This window comes from Pseudomonas palleroniana (assembly GCF_022836895.1).
GTDB classification, from domain to species: domain Bacteria; phylum Pseudomonadota; class Gammaproteobacteria; order Pseudomonadales; family Pseudomonadaceae; genus Aquipseudomonas; species Aquipseudomonas palleroniana.
The window spans coordinates 609,628-625,391 of record NZ_CP092411.1 but is presented as its reverse complement, the minus strand read 5'-3'; the positions used below and the strand labels follow the sequence as shown (position 1 = coordinate 625,391).

At 61.0% G+C, this 15,764-nt stretch carries 12 protein-coding genes; 7 read left to right on the top strand and 5 right to left on the bottom strand.

The window, feature by feature from the left end; all coding sequences use genetic code 11:
* Nucleotides 1-189: 189 nt before the first annotated feature.
* Complete coding sequence (locus MJP36_RS02655; RefSeq protein WP_003176975.1) at nt 190-594, top strand: acyl-CoA thioesterase; 405 nt, start codon at nt 190-192, stop codon at nt 592-594.
* Nucleotides 595-651: 57 nt separating this feature from the next.
* The gene (locus tag MJP36_RS02650) at nt 652-1,551 is read left to right on the top strand and encodes a D-hexose-6-phosphate mutarotase (RefSeq protein ID WP_244384844.1); all 900 of its coding nucleotides are present in this window, start codon (nt 652-654) and stop codon (nt 1,549-1,551) included.
* A 53-nt stretch (nt 1,552-1,604) separates the two neighbouring features.
* Here MJP36_RS02650 and MJP36_RS02645 read toward each other — a convergent pair whose 3' ends face one another.
* The 5 genes from MJP36_RS02645 to MJP36_RS02625 form a co-directional block, all read right to left on the bottom strand.
* Nucleotides 1,605-2,141 carry a DUF3299 domain-containing protein gene (locus MJP36_RS02645; RefSeq protein ID WP_060756686.1) on the bottom strand — a complete coding sequence of 179 codons (537 nt, stop codon included), beginning with the start codon at nt 2,139-2,141 and terminating at the stop codon, nt 1,605-1,607.
* Nucleotides 2,142-2,219: 78 nt separating this feature from the next.
* Nucleotides 2,220-2,465, bottom strand: a complete 246-nt coding sequence (locus MJP36_RS02640) for a GlsB/YeaQ/YmgE family stress response membrane protein (protein ID WP_060756641.1) — start codon at nt 2,463-2,465, stop codon at nt 2,220-2,222.
* 105 nt (nt 2,466-2,570) lie between these two features.
* Complete coding sequence (locus MJP36_RS02635) at nt 2,571-3,656, bottom strand: 5-(carboxyamino)imidazole ribonucleotide synthase (protein WP_060756640.1); 1,086 nt, start codon at nt 3,654-3,656, stop codon at nt 2,571-2,573.
* A gap of 11 nt (nt 3,657-3,667) precedes the next feature.
* Nucleotides 3,668-4,159 carry a 5-(carboxyamino)imidazole ribonucleotide mutase gene (gene purE / locus MJP36_RS02630; RefSeq protein ID WP_060756639.1) on the bottom strand — a complete coding sequence of 164 codons (492 nt, stop codon included), beginning with the start codon at nt 4,157-4,159 and terminating at the stop codon, nt 3,668-3,670.
* Between the two features lie 328 nt (nt 4,160-4,487).
* Entirely contained in the window at nt 4,488-5,396 is a 909-nt protein-coding gene (locus MJP36_RS02625; RefSeq protein ID WP_060756638.1) for a LysR substrate-binding domain-containing protein, read from the bottom strand.
* Between the two features lie 182 nt (nt 5,397-5,578).
* Here MJP36_RS02625 and aspA point away from each other — a divergent pair, with 182 nt between their 5' ends.
* The 5 genes from aspA (at nt 5,579) to MJP36_RS02600 (ending at nt 15,678) form a co-directional block, all read left to right on the top strand.
* Nucleotides 5,579-7,003, top strand: a complete 1,425-nt coding sequence (aspA, locus tag MJP36_RS02620) for an aspartate ammonia-lyase (RefSeq protein ID WP_060756637.1) — start codon at nt 5,579-5,581, stop codon at nt 7,001-7,003.
* A 390-nt stretch (nt 7,004-7,393) separates the two neighbouring features.
* On the top strand, nt 7,394-8,845 hold the full coding sequence (locus MJP36_RS02615) for an alanine/glycine:cation symporter family protein (protein ID WP_244384841.1): 1,452 nt from the start codon (nt 7,394-7,396) through the stop codon (nt 8,843-8,845).
* 80 nt (nt 8,846-8,925) lie between these two features.
* On the top strand, nt 8,926-9,903 hold the full coding sequence (locus tag MJP36_RS02610) for an asparaginase (RefSeq protein ID WP_244384838.1): 978 nt from the start codon (nt 8,926-8,928) through the stop codon (nt 9,901-9,903).
* A gap of 114 nt (nt 9,904-10,017) precedes the next feature.
* Nucleotides 10,018-14,622, top strand: a complete 4,605-nt coding sequence (locus tag MJP36_RS02605; RefSeq protein ID WP_244384835.1) for a coiled-coil domain-containing protein — start codon at nt 10,018-10,020, stop codon at nt 14,620-14,622.
* Nucleotides 14,623-14,685: 63 nt separating this feature from the next.
* On the top strand, nt 14,686-15,678 hold the full coding sequence (locus MJP36_RS02600; RefSeq protein WP_244384831.1) for an AraC family transcriptional regulator: 993 nt from the start codon (nt 14,686-14,688) through the stop codon (nt 15,676-15,678).
* The last annotated feature ends 86 nt before the right edge of the window (nt 15,679-15,764 follow it).

The following is a 15,764-nucleotide window of genomic DNA, read 5'->3' as shown; positions in this document are numbered from 1 at the left end:
CCGCTGTCTTGAGGGGCTGCTGTGCCAAAACGTTGTTGGGTGCCATCCAGCCGATTTGGCAGAGTTTCCCTTTAGTCCGCCTTACGAGAAACGCATTGAGCGGTGTATGTTGGTGCTGAAACGTTTTTTTGAAGACGGCTATCCACTTGAAATACCCATGAAGCGTCACGGGTCAGAGGCACCCTCGGCATGATCGAACTCGAACAAGAAGATCCTATCCCGCAAGGCGATCTCGCTCTGCAAATCACTGCGCTCCCGCGTGAAACCAACGGTTTTGGTGACATTTTCGGCGGCTGGCTAGTCGCGCAGATGGATTTGGCCGGCACCGCCATGGCCAGCAAGGTCGCAGGTGGTCGCGTGGCCACCGTGGCGATTGATCGCATGGCGTTCCTGGTGCCGGTGGCCGTGGGCGCGCAGTTGTCCTTCTATACCCAGGCCCTGGAAATCGGCCGCAGCTCGATCCAGATGATGGTCGAAGTGTGGAGCGACGACCCGCTGTCCAGCGAATGGCGCAAGGTCACCGAGGCGGTGTTTGTCTTCGTCGCCATCGATGGCAGCGGCCGTACACGTTCGGTGCCGTCGCGCGCGCGTTAAACCTCGCCGGTTTTTGACGGTCAATTGCCCCATTGCCTGCCCATTGAGAGTATTGCCATGCCTACGCCCCACGTTGAAGCCGTGAAACAGGACGAGCTGGATTGCTGGCGCATCCGCCACAATGACGCCGAACTGATGGTGGCCCAACAGGGCGCGCACATCTTCAGTTTTCAGCGCCAGGGCGAGCAGCCGCTGATCTGGCAGAACCCTGAGGCGGTGTTCAAGACAGGCAAAGGCATTCGTACCGGCGTGCCGGTGTGCTGGCCGTGGTTTGGCGTATTCGACCGTAACCCGCAGAGCGTAAAGGCGATGCGTCAAAGCGAGCAGCCGGCTGGCGCTCACGGTTTCGTGCGCACCGCACTCTGGACCTTGGCCGCAGCCGAGGCCGAAGGCAATGCACTGCGCGTCGACTTCGTGTTACCGGCGCCGGCAGGAGGTTTCCCTGGCTGGCCTCATCAGGTCGACCTGAAGCTGAGCCTGCTGCTGGACGACCAACTGCATATCCGCCTGACCAGCCATAACCGCGGCACCGACACCGTGACCCTCAGCCAGGCACTGCACACCTACTTCGCTGTCAGCGATGTGCGAAACGTGCAGGTCGAAGGCCTGGATGGCCTGGTGTATATCGATACTGCCGACGGTTGGGCCGAGAAAACCCAATCCGGCCTGCTGCACTTCACTGCAGAGACGGATCGCATCTACCTCGATACCCCGACGCAGCTGAATATTGTCGATAAAGACTGGCAACGCCGCATCCAGCTGACCGCCGAGGGCTCCAGGTCCACGGTGATCTGGAACCCGTGGACCGAGCGCGCCAAAGCGCTGGACGACATGGCCGACGACGGCTGGCCGGGCATGCTGTGCATCGAGACGGCCAACGTGCTGGATGATGTGGTGAAGCTGGCGCCCGGCGAAAGCCACACCTTGGGCGTGAGCCTCAGCGCTATCACCCTGTAAACAAAACATGTGAGAGGGGGCTTGCTCCCTCCCACAGGGATAGGCGTTGTGGCTTAGAGATCCGACTCCTTCACGACCCGCACCTTCGCCGCATCCAGCGCATAGGCGGCATCCGCCAAGTCGTTATTCACCTTCTCCACCTTCAGCATGCCCGTGACCCATAGCGGCGTGTAGATATCCTCCAGCTTCAGCCCCTTGGGATAACGCACCAGCACCAGCTGGTTAGGCGGTGGTGGCGGCACATGGATGCAGGCGCCCGGGTACGGCACCAGGAAGAACAACGTGCTGCGGCCCTTCGCGTCGGTTTCCAACGGGACGGGGTAGCCGCCGATACGGATGTTCTTGCCGTTCATGGCCGCCACGGTCTTGGTCGAATACATCACCGCAGGCAAGCCTTTGCTCTGCTTCAAGCCACCTTTGTCGGTGAAGGTGCCTTGTGCTTCGGGAGAGTTGTGGTCGATTTCAGGCATGGCTTCGAGCGCTTTCTGATCAGAGAGCGGCATCAGGTCGAGCCAGTCGGTTTCCGGCAGTTCGCCAGCGTGCGCCAGGCCGGAGCCCAGCAAGAGAAGCGTTAACAGAAGTCGGCGCATGGGGAAGCTCGGCAAGTACAAAGTGGCGAGCATTCTAACCCTCTGCACCTGCGCAGCGCAGAGGGTTCAACGCGTGGATTATTTCTTTTTCAGCAGGCCGTAGATAACCAGCAGCACGACAGCGCCAACCAACGCACCGAAGAAGCCTGCGCCTTGGCCCGCCTGGTAGATGCCCAGGGCCTGACCACCGTAGGTGGCGACCAGAGAACCTGCAATACCCAGCAGGATCGTCATGATCCAACCCATGCTGTCGTCGCCAGGCTTGAGGAAACGCGCCAGCAGACCGACGATCAGGCCGATAAAGATGGTTCCGATGATACCCATGGCATTTCCCTCTGAATGTAGGTGAACTATGCCAAAGCCTAGCAGGCTTTGGCATCCTGCAATCAGAGGACGGCAACCCCCAAATGGTTCCCGCCGACCCCGGGCTTATTGTTCGGCGATCAGCGCTTCAACCTTGAGGATCTGCGCTTGCAGCGTTGCGCGATCCTTGCAGCGCAGGTTGGCATGACCGACCTTGCGCCCCGCCTTGAAGGCCTTGCCGTAGTGATGCAGATGGCAGTCGTCGATAGCGATGACTCGCTCAACCGCAGGCACCGTGCCGATGAAGTTCAGCATGGCGCTCTCGCCGACCTTGGCCGTAGACCCCAGCGGCAAGCCGGCGACCGCCCGCAGGTGGTTTTCGAACTGACTGCACTCAGCGCCTTCGGTGGTCCAGTGCCCGGAGTTGTGCACACGCGGCGCGATTTCGTTGGCCTTGAGGCCACCGTCGACTTCAAAGAACTCGAACGCCATTACGCCAACGTAGTCCAGCTGCTTGAGCACGCGGCTGGAATAGTCTTCGGCCAGGGCTTGCAGCGGGTGGTCAGTGCTGGCCACTGACAATTTGAGGATGCCGCTGTCGTGAGTGTTGTGCACCAACGGGTAGAAGCGGGTTTCACCATCACGGGCCCGCACGGCGATCAGCGAGACTTCACCGGTGAACGGCACGAAGCCTTCCAGCAGACAGCCAACGCTGCCCAGCTCGGCAAAGGTGCCGACCACATCGGCCTCGGTACGCAGGACTTTCTGGCCCTTGCCGTCGTAACCCAGGGTACGGGTTTTCAGCACAGCCGGCAGGCCGATGCTGGCGACGGCAGCGTCCAGGTCCGCCTGGGACTGGATGTCGGCGAAGGCCGGGGTCGGAATGCCCAGGTCCTTGAACATGCTTTTCTCGAACCAGCGGTCGCGAGCGATACGCAGCGCTTCGGCGCTCGGGTACACCGGTACGAACTGCGACAGGAAGGCCACGGTTTCGGCCGGGACGCTTTCGAACTCGAAGGTCACCAGATCGACTTCGTCAGCCAGTTGGCGCAGGTGGTCCGGGTCGCTGTAGTCTGCGCGCAAGTGCTCACCAAGAGCGGCCGCGCAAGCGTCCGGCGCCGGGTCTAGGAAAGCGAAGTCCATTCCCAGCGGCGTTCCCGCCAGGGCCAGCATGCGGCCCAATTGGCCGCCACCGATTACACCGATCTTCATCGTCAACAACCTCAGGCGATACGTGGGTCTGGATTGTCCAGCACGCTGTCTGTCTGTTCAGCACGGAATTTTTTCAGCACCGCATGGAATTGCGGGTGCTTGGCGCCCAGGATGCTGGCGGACAGCAAGGCTGCGTTGATCGCACCGGCCTTGCCGATCGCCAGGGTCGCCACCGGAACACCGGCCGGCATCTGTACGATGGACAGCAGCGAGTCCACGCCCGAGAGCATCGACGACTGCACCGGTACGCCGAGCACCGGCAGGTGGGTCTTGGCCGCACACATGCCCGGCAAGTGGGCTGCACCACCGGCACCGGCGATGATCACCTCGATGCCACGGGATTCTGCTTCATCGGCATACTGGAACAGCAAATCCGGAGTGCGGTGGGCGGAGACCACTTTCACTTCGTAGGGAATGCCGAGTTTTTCCAGCATATCGGCGGTGTGGCTAAGGGTGGACCAATCGGACTTGGAGCCCATGATCACGCCAACCAATGCACTCATCGTCGTGCCTCTTCTCTCTGGGCGCCCGCAGGCGCGTCAAAAAACAACAAGCCACGCGGGAGACCGGCGTGGCTTGTTGTACGAAATTCAGGCCGATTGGACCGGCCGAAGGCCGCGCAGTATACCGTAATAATGCAGATAAACAGCCCCTGGAATGACCATCTGTCTTACGGCGCAAACCAGCGGTTTTATTGACTTACGAGTCAGTCCAAGACACCGCAAAACCCTGTGGGAGGGGGCTTGCTCCCGATAGCGGCGTATCAGTGACAAATAAGTACCTGACACCCCGCCATGCCAGGCCCCCTCCCACATTTGAACAGTTTTGGTCTCAAGCATTCTGCGCCGCTCCCCCCTCCAGCTTGCGCCACAGCAGCCGCACGTTCGCCTTGCGCACCAACGCGCAGCGATACAGACGGATCTCCAGCGGCACATGCCATTGCGGGCCGCCGCACACGACCAGTTCGCCCCGGGCCAATTCCGCCCTTACGCTCAGTTGCGGTACCCAGGCGATGCCCAAGCCTTCCAGGGCCATGCTCTTGAGGCTATCGGCCATGGCGGTTTCATACACCGTCGTAAAACGCAGCGCACGTTGGCGCAGCAGCAGGTGCACCGAACGGCCCAGGAAAGCACCGGCGCTGTAGGCCAGCAACGGCACGCTGGCTTCGCCCTCCAGGTCGAACAGTGGCTTGCCCTCGGCGTCGGCGGCGCAGACCGGGAGCATTTCGGTGTTGCCCAGATGCAGCGAGGGGAAGATTTCGGCATCCATCTGCATCGCCGCGTCCGGGTCGTAGAACGCCAGCATCAGGTCGCAGCCACCTTCGCGCAGGGCATGCACCGCGTCGCCGACGTTGGTGGCAACCAGCCGAGTGGCAATGTTCAGGCCTTCGTTGCGCAATTGCGCAATCCAGCGCGGGAAGAAGCCCAAGGCCAGGGAATGGGCCGCTGCCACTTGCATGACCTCACCCTGCCCGCCTTCCAGGTGATGCAGATGGCGCAACACTTCCCCGAGTTGTTCGACCACCGTACGCGCGGTGACCAGGAACAACTGCCCCGCCGCTGTCAGTTCCACCGGCGTACGCGAGCGGTTGACCAGGGTCAGGCCCAGCGCGGCCTCCAGACTGCGGATGCGGCGACTGAACGCCGGCTGGGTCACAAAGCGCCGCTCCGCCGCCTGGGAAAAACTGCGAGTTGCCGCCAGGGCACTGAAGTCTTCCAGCCATTTGCTCTCAAGGTTCATCACTTCCTCCCACGGGTATGCACCATTTTGGCACACACGCCCGCCATCATAGCTGGGTCACATCCACATTATGCCGTTTGTGCATGGGTCAGTGCTGAACAGCATTGGCCCAAAAACTTATGGAAGCCTAGCATTCGCAGCGTTCCGGCCAGTTCCGGGTCCATATCGAGATGATTTCCGTCATGTCCTCCGCTGCATCTTTCCGTACCGAAAAAGACCTGCTTGGCGTACTCGAAGTACCCGCCCAAGCGTATTACGGCATCCAGACCCTGCGAGCGGTGAATAACTTCCGTCTCTCGGGCGTTCCGATTTCGCATTACCCGAAATTGGTGGTCGGTCTGGCAATGGTCAAGCAAGCGGCGGCTGACGCCAACCGCGAGCTGGGTCAGCTCAGCGAAGCCAAGCACGCTGCCATCAGCGAAGCCTGTGCCCGTCTGATCCGCGGCGATTTCCACGAAGAGTTCGTGGTGGACATGATTCAAGGCGGCGCCGGCACTTCAACCAACATGAATGCCAACGAAGTCATCGCCAACATCGCGTTGGAGGCCATGGGCCACAACAAGGGCGAGTACCAGTACCTGCACCCTAACAACGACGTGAACATGGCGCAGTCGACCAACGACGCCTACCCGACCGCGATCCGCCTGGGTCTGCTGCTGGGTCATGATGCGCTGCTGGCCAGTCTCGACAGCCTGATCCAGGCGTTCGCCGCCAAGGGTGAAGAATTCAGCCACGTCCTGAAAATGGGCCGTACCCAACTGCAAGACGCCGTGCCGATGACCCTCGGCCAGGAATTCCGCGCCTTCGCCACCACCCTGGGTGAAGACCTGGCCCGCCTGAAAACCCTGGCGCCGGAACTGCTCACCGAAGTCAACCTGGGCGGCACCGCCATCGGCACCGGCATCAACGCCGACCCACGCTATCAGGCACTGGCGGTACAACGCCTGGCCGTGATCAGCGGGCAGCCGGTCGTACCGGCCGCCGACCTGATCGAAGCCACTTCCGACATGGGCGCCTTCGTACTGTTTTCCGGCATGCTCAAGCGTACCGCGGTGAAGCTGTCGAAGATCTGCAACGACCTGCGCCTGTTGTCCAGCGGCCCGCGTACCGGCATCAACGAAATCAACCTGCCGGCACGCCAGCCAGGCAGCTCGATCATGCCCGGCAAGGTCAACCCGGTGATCCCGGAAGCCGTGAACCAGGTAGCGTTCCAAGTGATCGGTAACGACCTGGCACTGACCATGGCAGCCGAAGGCGGTCAACTGCAGCTGAACGTGATGGAGCCGCTGATCGCATTCAAGATCTTCGACTCGATCCGCCTGCTGCAACGCGCCATGGACATGCTGCGCGAACACTGCATCACCGGCATCACCGCCAACGAAGCCCGTTGCCGCGAGCTGGTGGAGCACTCCATCGGCCTGGTCACCGCGCTGAACCCGTATATCGGCTACGAAAACGCCACCCGTATCGCCCGTGTCGCCCTTGAAAGCGGCCGCGGCGTGCTGGAATTGGTGCGCGAGGAAGGCTTGCTCGACGATGCCATGCTCGACGACATCCTGCGCCCCGAGAACATGATCGCTCCACGCTTGGTCCCCTTGAAGGCCTAAGTGTCTGTTGCACCGCTCACCAGGCTGAGGGACTAGACACCTCTCACCTTTTGAGGGCCTGAAGGCTCGTTCTTCAGGCCCTTTTTTTGTCTCAAGGTTGTGAAATGATGCCCATAAAAACTCCAATATCGCCCTGTAAACCCTCCTTGCCAGCCGACACACGGCTGAAACCTTTAATCGTCTCGTGCAGACGGATCCCGCTCGCCTAGGTATAGTGCCGCCCCTCTTCGCGTCTACGGCCATCGATACGAGGCCCGAAGCAACGCGAAAGCGCATGAATAACAACACCCGCAAAAGGATTGGGATCGAACCGTCGCGCACTGCCTGGTGCTATGCGAAGGCCCGGACCGTCCTGCGTTTGCCATTAGAAAAATCAGCGAGGAACACTCCATGCTCGAAGTCATCAACGACTTCCTCTCAGGGAAAGTACTGATCGTGCTCATTGTCGGGCTCGGCGGTTATTTCACGATCCGCTCGCGTTTCGTTCAATTACGTCACTTTTTCCACATGTTTTCGGTGTTTCGCGACAGCCTGAAAAACAGCTCCGACCAACTCAGCTCGTTCCAGGCGCTGATGCTCAGCCTGGCCGGCCGTGTCGGTGCCGGTAACATCGCCGGTGTCGGCATTGCCGTGACCCTGGGTGGCCCGGGCGCCGTGTTCTGGATGTGGGTCACCGCATTGGTGGGCATGTCGTCGAGCTTTATCGAGTGCTCCCTCGGTCAGTTGTACAAGCGCACTGACGCCGAAGGCACCTTCCGTGGCGGCCCGGCTTACTACATCCAGCACGGCCTGCAGAAACGCTGGCTGGGCATGCTGATGGCGTTCCTGCTGCTGGTCACCTTCGGCTTTGCCTTCAACGGCCTGCAAGCCCATGCCGTGACCCACTCGCTGAACAATGCTTTCGGCCTCGACACCACCTACACCGGCCTTGCCCTCGCGGTATTGCTGGGCCTGGTGTTCATCGGCGGGATCAAGCGAATCGCCTCGATTGCCGACCTGCTGGTGCCGGTCAAGACCCTGGTCTACATCGCTGTAACCCTGTACGTGATCGTGCTGCAATTCGACCACGTGCCGGCCATGCTCGCGACCATCGTCAAGAGCGCCTTCGGCCTCGACCAAGCCTTCGGCGGCCTGGTGGGCAGCGCAATCATCATGGGTGTGAAGCGCGGCGTGTTCGCCAACGAAGCCGGTTTGGGCAGCGCGCCTAACGTGGCGGCAGTGGCTTCGGTAGAACACCCGATCGCCCAGGGCGTGGTCCAGGCGTTCAGCGTGTTCCTCGACACGTTCGTGATCTGCACCTGCACCGCGCTGCTGATCCTGCTCTCCGGTTTCTACACCCCAGGCTTTGAAGGCGACGGCATTGCCCTGACCCAGAACTCCCTGGCAGCCGTAGTGGGTGACTGGGGTCGCATGTTCATCTCGGTAGCCCTGGCGTTGTTCGTGTTCACATCGATCATGTACAACTACTACCTCGGCGAAAGTAACCTGCGCTTCCTGGTCGGCAACAACCGCAAGGTGCTGATGGGCTACCGCACACTGGTGCTGGTGCTGATTTTCTGGGGCTCGATCGAGAACCTGAGCACCGTATTCGCCTTCGCCGACATCACCATGACCCTGCTGGCGTTCGTCAACCTGTTCGCCCTGGCGTTCCTGTTCAAGATCGCCATGCGCATCCTGAACGACTACGACAATCAGCGTGCAGCGGGCATCAAGACGCCGGTGTTCGATTCCAGCCAATTCCCTGATCTGGATCTGGACCCCAAGGCCTGGCCGGCCAATCCGGTGAAACCGGACAGTGCCCCAGCGGCTGAACTGAGTGCTCAAGCGCAGCGCCAAGCGTAATAAGAGCCGATAGATGACACGCCGCCCGGCCTTGGGCATGCTCTGGGCCCGGCGGCGTTTTTCGTTCAGGAGATTTCTTGATGCAATCAGCTAACAACGTGATGGTGCTCTACACCGGCGGCACCATCGGCATGCAAGCCAGCGCCAATGGCCTGGCGCCCGCATCCGGTTTCGAAGCGCGCATGCGCGAACAGCTTTGCAACCAGCCATTGCCTGCTTGGCGCTTCCGGGAAATGTCCCCGCTGATCGACAGCGCCAATATGACCCCCGCTTACTGGCAGCGCCTGCGCACCGCCGTGGTCGAGGCAGTGGACGCCGGCTGCGACGCCGTGCTGATCCTGCACGGCACCGACACCCTGGCCTACAGCGCGGCGGCGATGAGCTTCCAACTGCTGGGGCTGCCGGCGCCTGTGGTGTTCACCGGCTCCATGCTGCCGGCCGGCGTGCCGGACAGCGATGCCTGGGAAAACGTCAGCGGTGCGCTGGCAGCCTTGGGCGAAGGCCTGGCGCCCGGTGTTCATCTGTATTTCCACGGCGCGCTGATGGCGCCGACCCGTTGCGCGAAGATCCGCAGCTTTGGTCGCCACCCGTTTGCCGCGTTGCAGCGCAATGGCGGCGTGGCCCGGGCGAGTGAGATTCCGGCGGCCCTGGATTTTCGTCAGCCCAAGGCCCTGGCCAACATTGGAGTGTTGCCGCTGGTGCCGGGCATCGCGGCCGTGCAACTGGATGCGCTGATCGATAGCGGTATCCAGGCACTGATCCTCGAGTGCTTCGGCAGCGGCACCGGGCCCAGTGACAATCCTGCGTTCCTGGCCAGCCTGCAACGGGCACAGGACAAAGCAATCGTGGTCGTGGCCATCACTCAATGCCATGAAGGCGGCGTGGAGCTGGATGTCTACGAAGCCGGCAGCCGCCTGCGTGGCGTCGGCGTGTTGTCCGGCGGCGGCATGACCCGTGAGGCGGCATTCGGCAAGCTCAATGCACTGATCGGTGCCGGGCTCGAGGCGTGCGAAGTCCGTCGCCTGGTGGAACTGGACCTCTGCGGCGAGTTGCGCTGAGGGCTGGCCCCCATCGTATATAAGCACCACCGCTCCTGACGCGATGCTTCCTAGCATGGTGACGCTCCGGTTTTTCCGGAGCGGTTGCCATTATCTCGCCTGTCAGGAAGCGCCATGCCTCTACCTCTCTCCACCGAGCCCGACCCAGATCTGCTTGATGCGCTGATTGCGCAAATGTGTACCGGCCCCGCGTTTCGCGAAGTGGCCGCAACCATGCTGCGCGCCCAGTTGAAAACGCTGTATCCCGATTGGGATATGGACCCGAACACGATCGTGGTTGGCACCCCATCATGGGATGTCGAGGATGGCCAGGTCATCCCCGTTGGCCGTGATTATGCGGTGCTCACCGATATTCTCGTGGTGCAGGCGGTATTTGCCCTGCCGATGCTCTACCTCGAAGGCCAACATTTTTTGGCCCAGTTGCCGATCGTTGAGCCTGCGGTGCACCTGCCGGTGCGTATCCTCGATATTGCCGGTGCGATGAACATCCTGGCCCCGATAATGTTGCGGGCTTATCAACAAGCGCAATTGGACTACTGGAACAGCATCGAGAACAGCGGCGGTTCACGTTGGCACAGCTTGTCGATCATGTTGCGCGACTTCTGGAACATCAACCAAGTGCCTGGCTTGACGGAAGACGATTGCTTCATGGCGCGTCAACTGTTCCAGACGCCGGATGCCGCGACACGCAAGCGCGAGACCTTTGATGCCCCTCGCGCTTATGTGATTGATATCGACGAAGTCGATGCCGACGGCAAGGCCAACCATGTGGATGATTACTTGATCAGCGTCCTGATCGGCAACCAGAATGGGGCCGAAGTCATTCTCACCCAGTCACTGTTCTCGGGGTTCAAGAAATACCTTTCGCTGGAAGCGCTGGGCCAAGACCTGCCAATGCTAACGGTGGCCAATAAAAAGCAGCGGTGGCGCCTCGTCGAACCGGAAGGAGATTTTTTCGATTATCTGGCCTGCGCGTTGATCAGCATCCAGGTCAAGGATATCGGCGCCATCGACGTTTCTGATCTGGGCACGCCGGACACGCCTCGCAACCGCCCTGCGCAGCCGCCGGCACCGCGTTCCAAACGCAGCACACGGCCCTTGCAGGAATACGTACACGCCCTGCCCGACTGGCTGACCAGCGCCTCCATCTCTGACCAGGATGCCTATGCCCGACACCTCAAGGACCTGGCAACCCTGCACAGTGCCAACGAAGGCCGCAGCTATGACGAAGGCATCAGCTCTCTTCACGCGTACACCCTTGAACGGCTGAAAGCCGAAATGCTCAAGGATCACCCCGACGCTGATGCGCGGTGGCTCGATGGCGTCGAAATCGTGGTGCGCAGCCCTGTGGTCTGGGGCCTGTTCACCGTCCCCGGAAAAATAGAGACCACAGCATTCACCCTGCCGGAGCTTGCCCTGCAGAACTTGATCGCCCTGCCATTAGGGAATAAGTCCCTGCGTTATCACATCACGCTGGTGCTGCCGCAATGGTTCACCGTCAACTACCTGGAACGCCTGATCAGCCGGGTGGATGTCGGGAATACCTACCCGGCACTGATCAAGGAAAAACTGCTGGCGCACCCACAGGAGGCGGATCGCCGCCAGCGGCTCTATGCCGAGCACTTGCGCATTCAACTGCCGTTGCTGGCATTGCAATGCAAGATACGCGGCGAAAGCGCCATTGATGAGCAAGGCTACGCCTACGTGAAAGCCGTCATGCGCGCCGAGCCCAGTGACCGGCAAGTGCAGGGCCAACCCATCGTGATCCGCCCACTGGCGTTTGTGCCGACTCGCCGAGCAGATAAAACGCCGGATAAGGTCGCCAATATGTTCGTGATCGGTCCCCAGGACCCGGCCGCCGGTCCATGCCTGTTGTATCGGCCGTTGCTCGACAACCCCCTGTCGCAGTTCCCTTCGCCCAGCAACTTGCTCTATGCCCTGCAGCAATCAGTAAACCTGCGCGAATCCGTACTGGCCTGGCTGCCCGATACGGTGAGCACTGACTATGCCCGCTATGTATTCCCTGGCGACCTGCCCTCGCCCTGGGCCGTGGTCGATTTCATGGTCGACCCCTTCAAGGTTTGGACGATGGGCGGGCCGGTGCTTCTGGGCCAGGCCACGATCACCGATGACCAGTTCAAGACGCTCTACCACGCCAATGCCAATGCCATGGTCACCCTCGCCGACCGGCAATCGGTGTCCAATGCCGAAGCCCGCTGGGCCACGTTCAAACGCACCGGCTGGATGACCTTCAATCTGGCCTTGCCATTCCTCGCGCGTACCGTGGGCATCGCCGCCTGGATCTGGCAGATCATGGATGAGTTACAAGTGGTGGTGGAGACCCGCGCCCATCCTGAGCAGGACTCCACCTGGACCGCACTTACCGACTTGCTGCTGAACATCGGCATGGCCATCACTTTGCACAGTGCCAGCCGCAGCGCCCCTGCGGGTTCAGTGCGCAACGAACCGACGCCCGCACCACGGCCACCAGCCGCCCCGGAACCTGTGACAACCAGCCAGCAGCCGACGATTTCGGCAGAGGCACTCGCCGTACATGACCAGCCCCTGATCGTCAGCGGCGCGATCAATCGCGCACCGCCGCGCCTGGCAACCGTGCTAGACAGTTTCAAGGTGAGCAAACCTGACACGTTGGGCGAGGCGCACCACGAGGCAGGCCCGTGGCAAGACCTGTATCGCGGCGGGCAGCATTGGTATGCGCCAGTAGGCGAACGCTGGTTCCAGGTCACAGTGGATGAAGGCGAAACCGTACTGATTGTCGACGCTCGAAACCCTTCGCGTACCGGCCCTCCGCTGGTTCACAACAGCAAGGGCCAGTGGTTCATCGATACGCGCCTGCGCCTTCGGGGAGGCGGCCCCAAACTCATGAGCACCAAAGCCCGTGCGCTGGCCCGACAAAAATCAGAGGAGCTACGTCGGCAGCTGGAAATATTCGAAAGCCAGAAAAAAGCCAACCAGGAGGCGTTGCAGAACGCGCGCCAGGCGATGGATGCGCAGCCCTCCACATCCACTGAAGCATTGCGCCAGGCTTATCTGCAGACCCTGCAAACCCAACGCATGGAGTACGAGACGGCCTTGCAGATGCTCAAGGAAATGAACGTGCATGAACCCACGGCGCAATACGCGCCAAAAGCCTTGAGTTACATCAAGGCCCAGGCCCGACTGACCCAGGCTACGCTGAGCGAGATCCTTTCGCGCTTCACACCCAAATGGCGCATCGTGCATGAGCAGCTGCAACGCCAGGCTGTGGTGTCCATGGAGCGCCCGATTGAAGACTTCCGTGAGATGCGCGAACTGACCGGCGCATTGCTTGTACAGCTGGAATACATGCACGGCCGATTCCGGGAGCTCAAAAGCCTGGCCAGGGACGGTGCCGTTTTGCTGGATACCCTCAAGAGCTCGATGCCGGTCTACAGCGTTGACGACCTGAAGGCCATTCGCGTGTCGCTCAGCCGCAACCTGTGCTTGCCCAAGGACACCTTGCAGACAGCTCCCGAGGCCTGGTCGGAGATAGACAACATCATCGACACAGCGGATGTTGCGATCCAATGCCTGCGCGATACATTGGAGGAGCGCAGCGATCGACGCCTGGATGAACGCATTGACACCTTGAGCAACCTGGTCGAGCAGTTTCAACTGCTGGACGAACGCCTGCAGGATTTTCCCGTGGAGTACTCCGCGCACGCCATCACCGATCAGTTACAAGAGTTGCGCGGCGAGCTGAGTGGCTTCCAGCGACGCGCCGCGAAGAACCTCGGGGTATTGAGTGCCGAGCGCGGAGTGCTCAGGAGCCGACCGACCCCGCCCTCGACCCCGCCACGCCCGTTGAAACAGTTTATCCACACTCGCTACGGTGGCCTGCTGATCGGTGAACCGCGCTTGAACGAAGTCGGGCTGGAAACCGGCCTGGTGGATATTCGATCACCGCTGACCCATCAGATCCTCGCCACTTACCATGAAAAATCCAAGGGTGTCTGGGTACTTCACGAAAGAGCACCGTCCCCTTCCGCCGAACCGGCTGAGGTGGATCTGCAGTTGACCATCAATCAGGGCCAGGCACTGCTCGATGGGCTGCCCGCCTTTCAAGCGCGTGCCCGTGCCCACAGCAACCTCGCCGATCGTGAGCCCTTTGGGATCGAGTATCTGTACCACAAACACGCACAGCGATTGGAGAAGGCAAGCAATGCCATCGAGCAGGCACTGACTCAACATAACATCACTGAGAGCCACGCCATGGCGCTTCCCGCGAGCGAGGTGACCAAAGCGATTGATAGCGCGTTGGCCCAGCTCTATCAGCAGAGTAATCAACTGGTGCAAAGGGCGCTCAAGTTGTCTCCTCCTACCGTGACAGGGGTGCAGTGGCTTAAACAACACAATACGATCGCCATCAAGAAAACCGTGAACCGCCGTCGAATCAAGTCCCACACGCCTGACTATCTGGATGAGTACACCATCAGCGACCGCGTGACGCGCGAAGTGCTCTGGTATGCCCACTTTCACTACAGTGCCAACTGGACACCGGACAAGTCGATGTTATCTGCACGCCTGAAGACTCCAGCCGAGCACAGCCAGGGCGCCGCCGCCGACTCGCCCAAAGGCTTGAACCATCAACAAGCCGTTGCCTACTACCGCAGCGAGATCAGCCTGCAGCAAGCCCGTGAGCTGTTTTTCGAGCGCCCAAAATCCGAGTCCAGTCGTTAATCGCCACCAGGGGCACGGCATGCAATTTGCTGCGCCAGTGCACTTCTTCGCGCGGGTGTCCCCATGCTGCATTCACACCTCACGACTCTCAACGCCGTATCTCTGGTCCTGGCGACGTTCAAGGACCAGGGCCAGCCGGCCGAGGTATTACTGGCCGGCAGCGGCATTGGCATAGCAGACCTGCGCCGCGCCGACACGCGCATCACCACCTGCCAGGAGATGCGCGTATGCGCCAATGCCGTAGCCCTGCGCCAGGACATTGGCCTGGAACTGGGCCAGCGCATGCACGTGTCGTCCTACGGTCTGCTCGGTTATGCGCTGTTGACGAGTGCCACCTTAGGTGACGCTTTGCGTCTGGCGCTACGCTACCCGGCGCTGTTGGGAACACTTTTTGAACTCAGCCTGGTGGAAGACGGCGAACAGATTTGGCTGACCGCCGGCGACTATCGGGAAAATCCCGCGCTGGCGGCGTTCAATGTGGAGTTTTGCCTGGTGTCGATGAAAGTCATTTGCGATGACTTGCTCGGCGGCCCGCTGCCGTTGCGTGAAGCGCGTTTCGACTACCCGGCACCCGCCTACCACCCGCGATACGCGGAGCGTTTCGACTGCCCTTTGCAGTTTGACGCACGGCACAACGGCTTTGCGTTCGACGCCCAGTGGTTGCAACAACCCTTGCCCCTGGCCGATGCCATCACCCATCGGGCGATGGCCGAACGCTGCCGCAAACAGAACTCCGAATTCACCGGGCGCCAGGCCTGGCTCAACCGCGTGCGCCAGTTGCTGGCCGAGCAACTGCACGCCGCGCCCGGCCTGGACGGCTTGGCGGCGCAGATGAACTGTTCCGCACGAACCCTGCGCCGGCATCTGCATGCGTTAGGTTGCAGCTACCAGCAATTACTCGACGAGCTGCGCTTTGAGCAGGCCAAGCAATGGCTGGCGCAAGGGCAATGGCCCATTTACAAGATCGCCGAACAATTGGGTTTCAGCGAGACCGCAAGTTTTCGCCACGCGTTTATGCGCTGGAGTGGGGTCGCGCCCAGCCTGATGCGCCATTAGCGGGCGAATTACGGTCAAAGTCTTTGGCCACATTTATCCCCTTCTGGCCGCTCCTGCCATTCTCTTGGCCGCCCCCGCACCGCAAC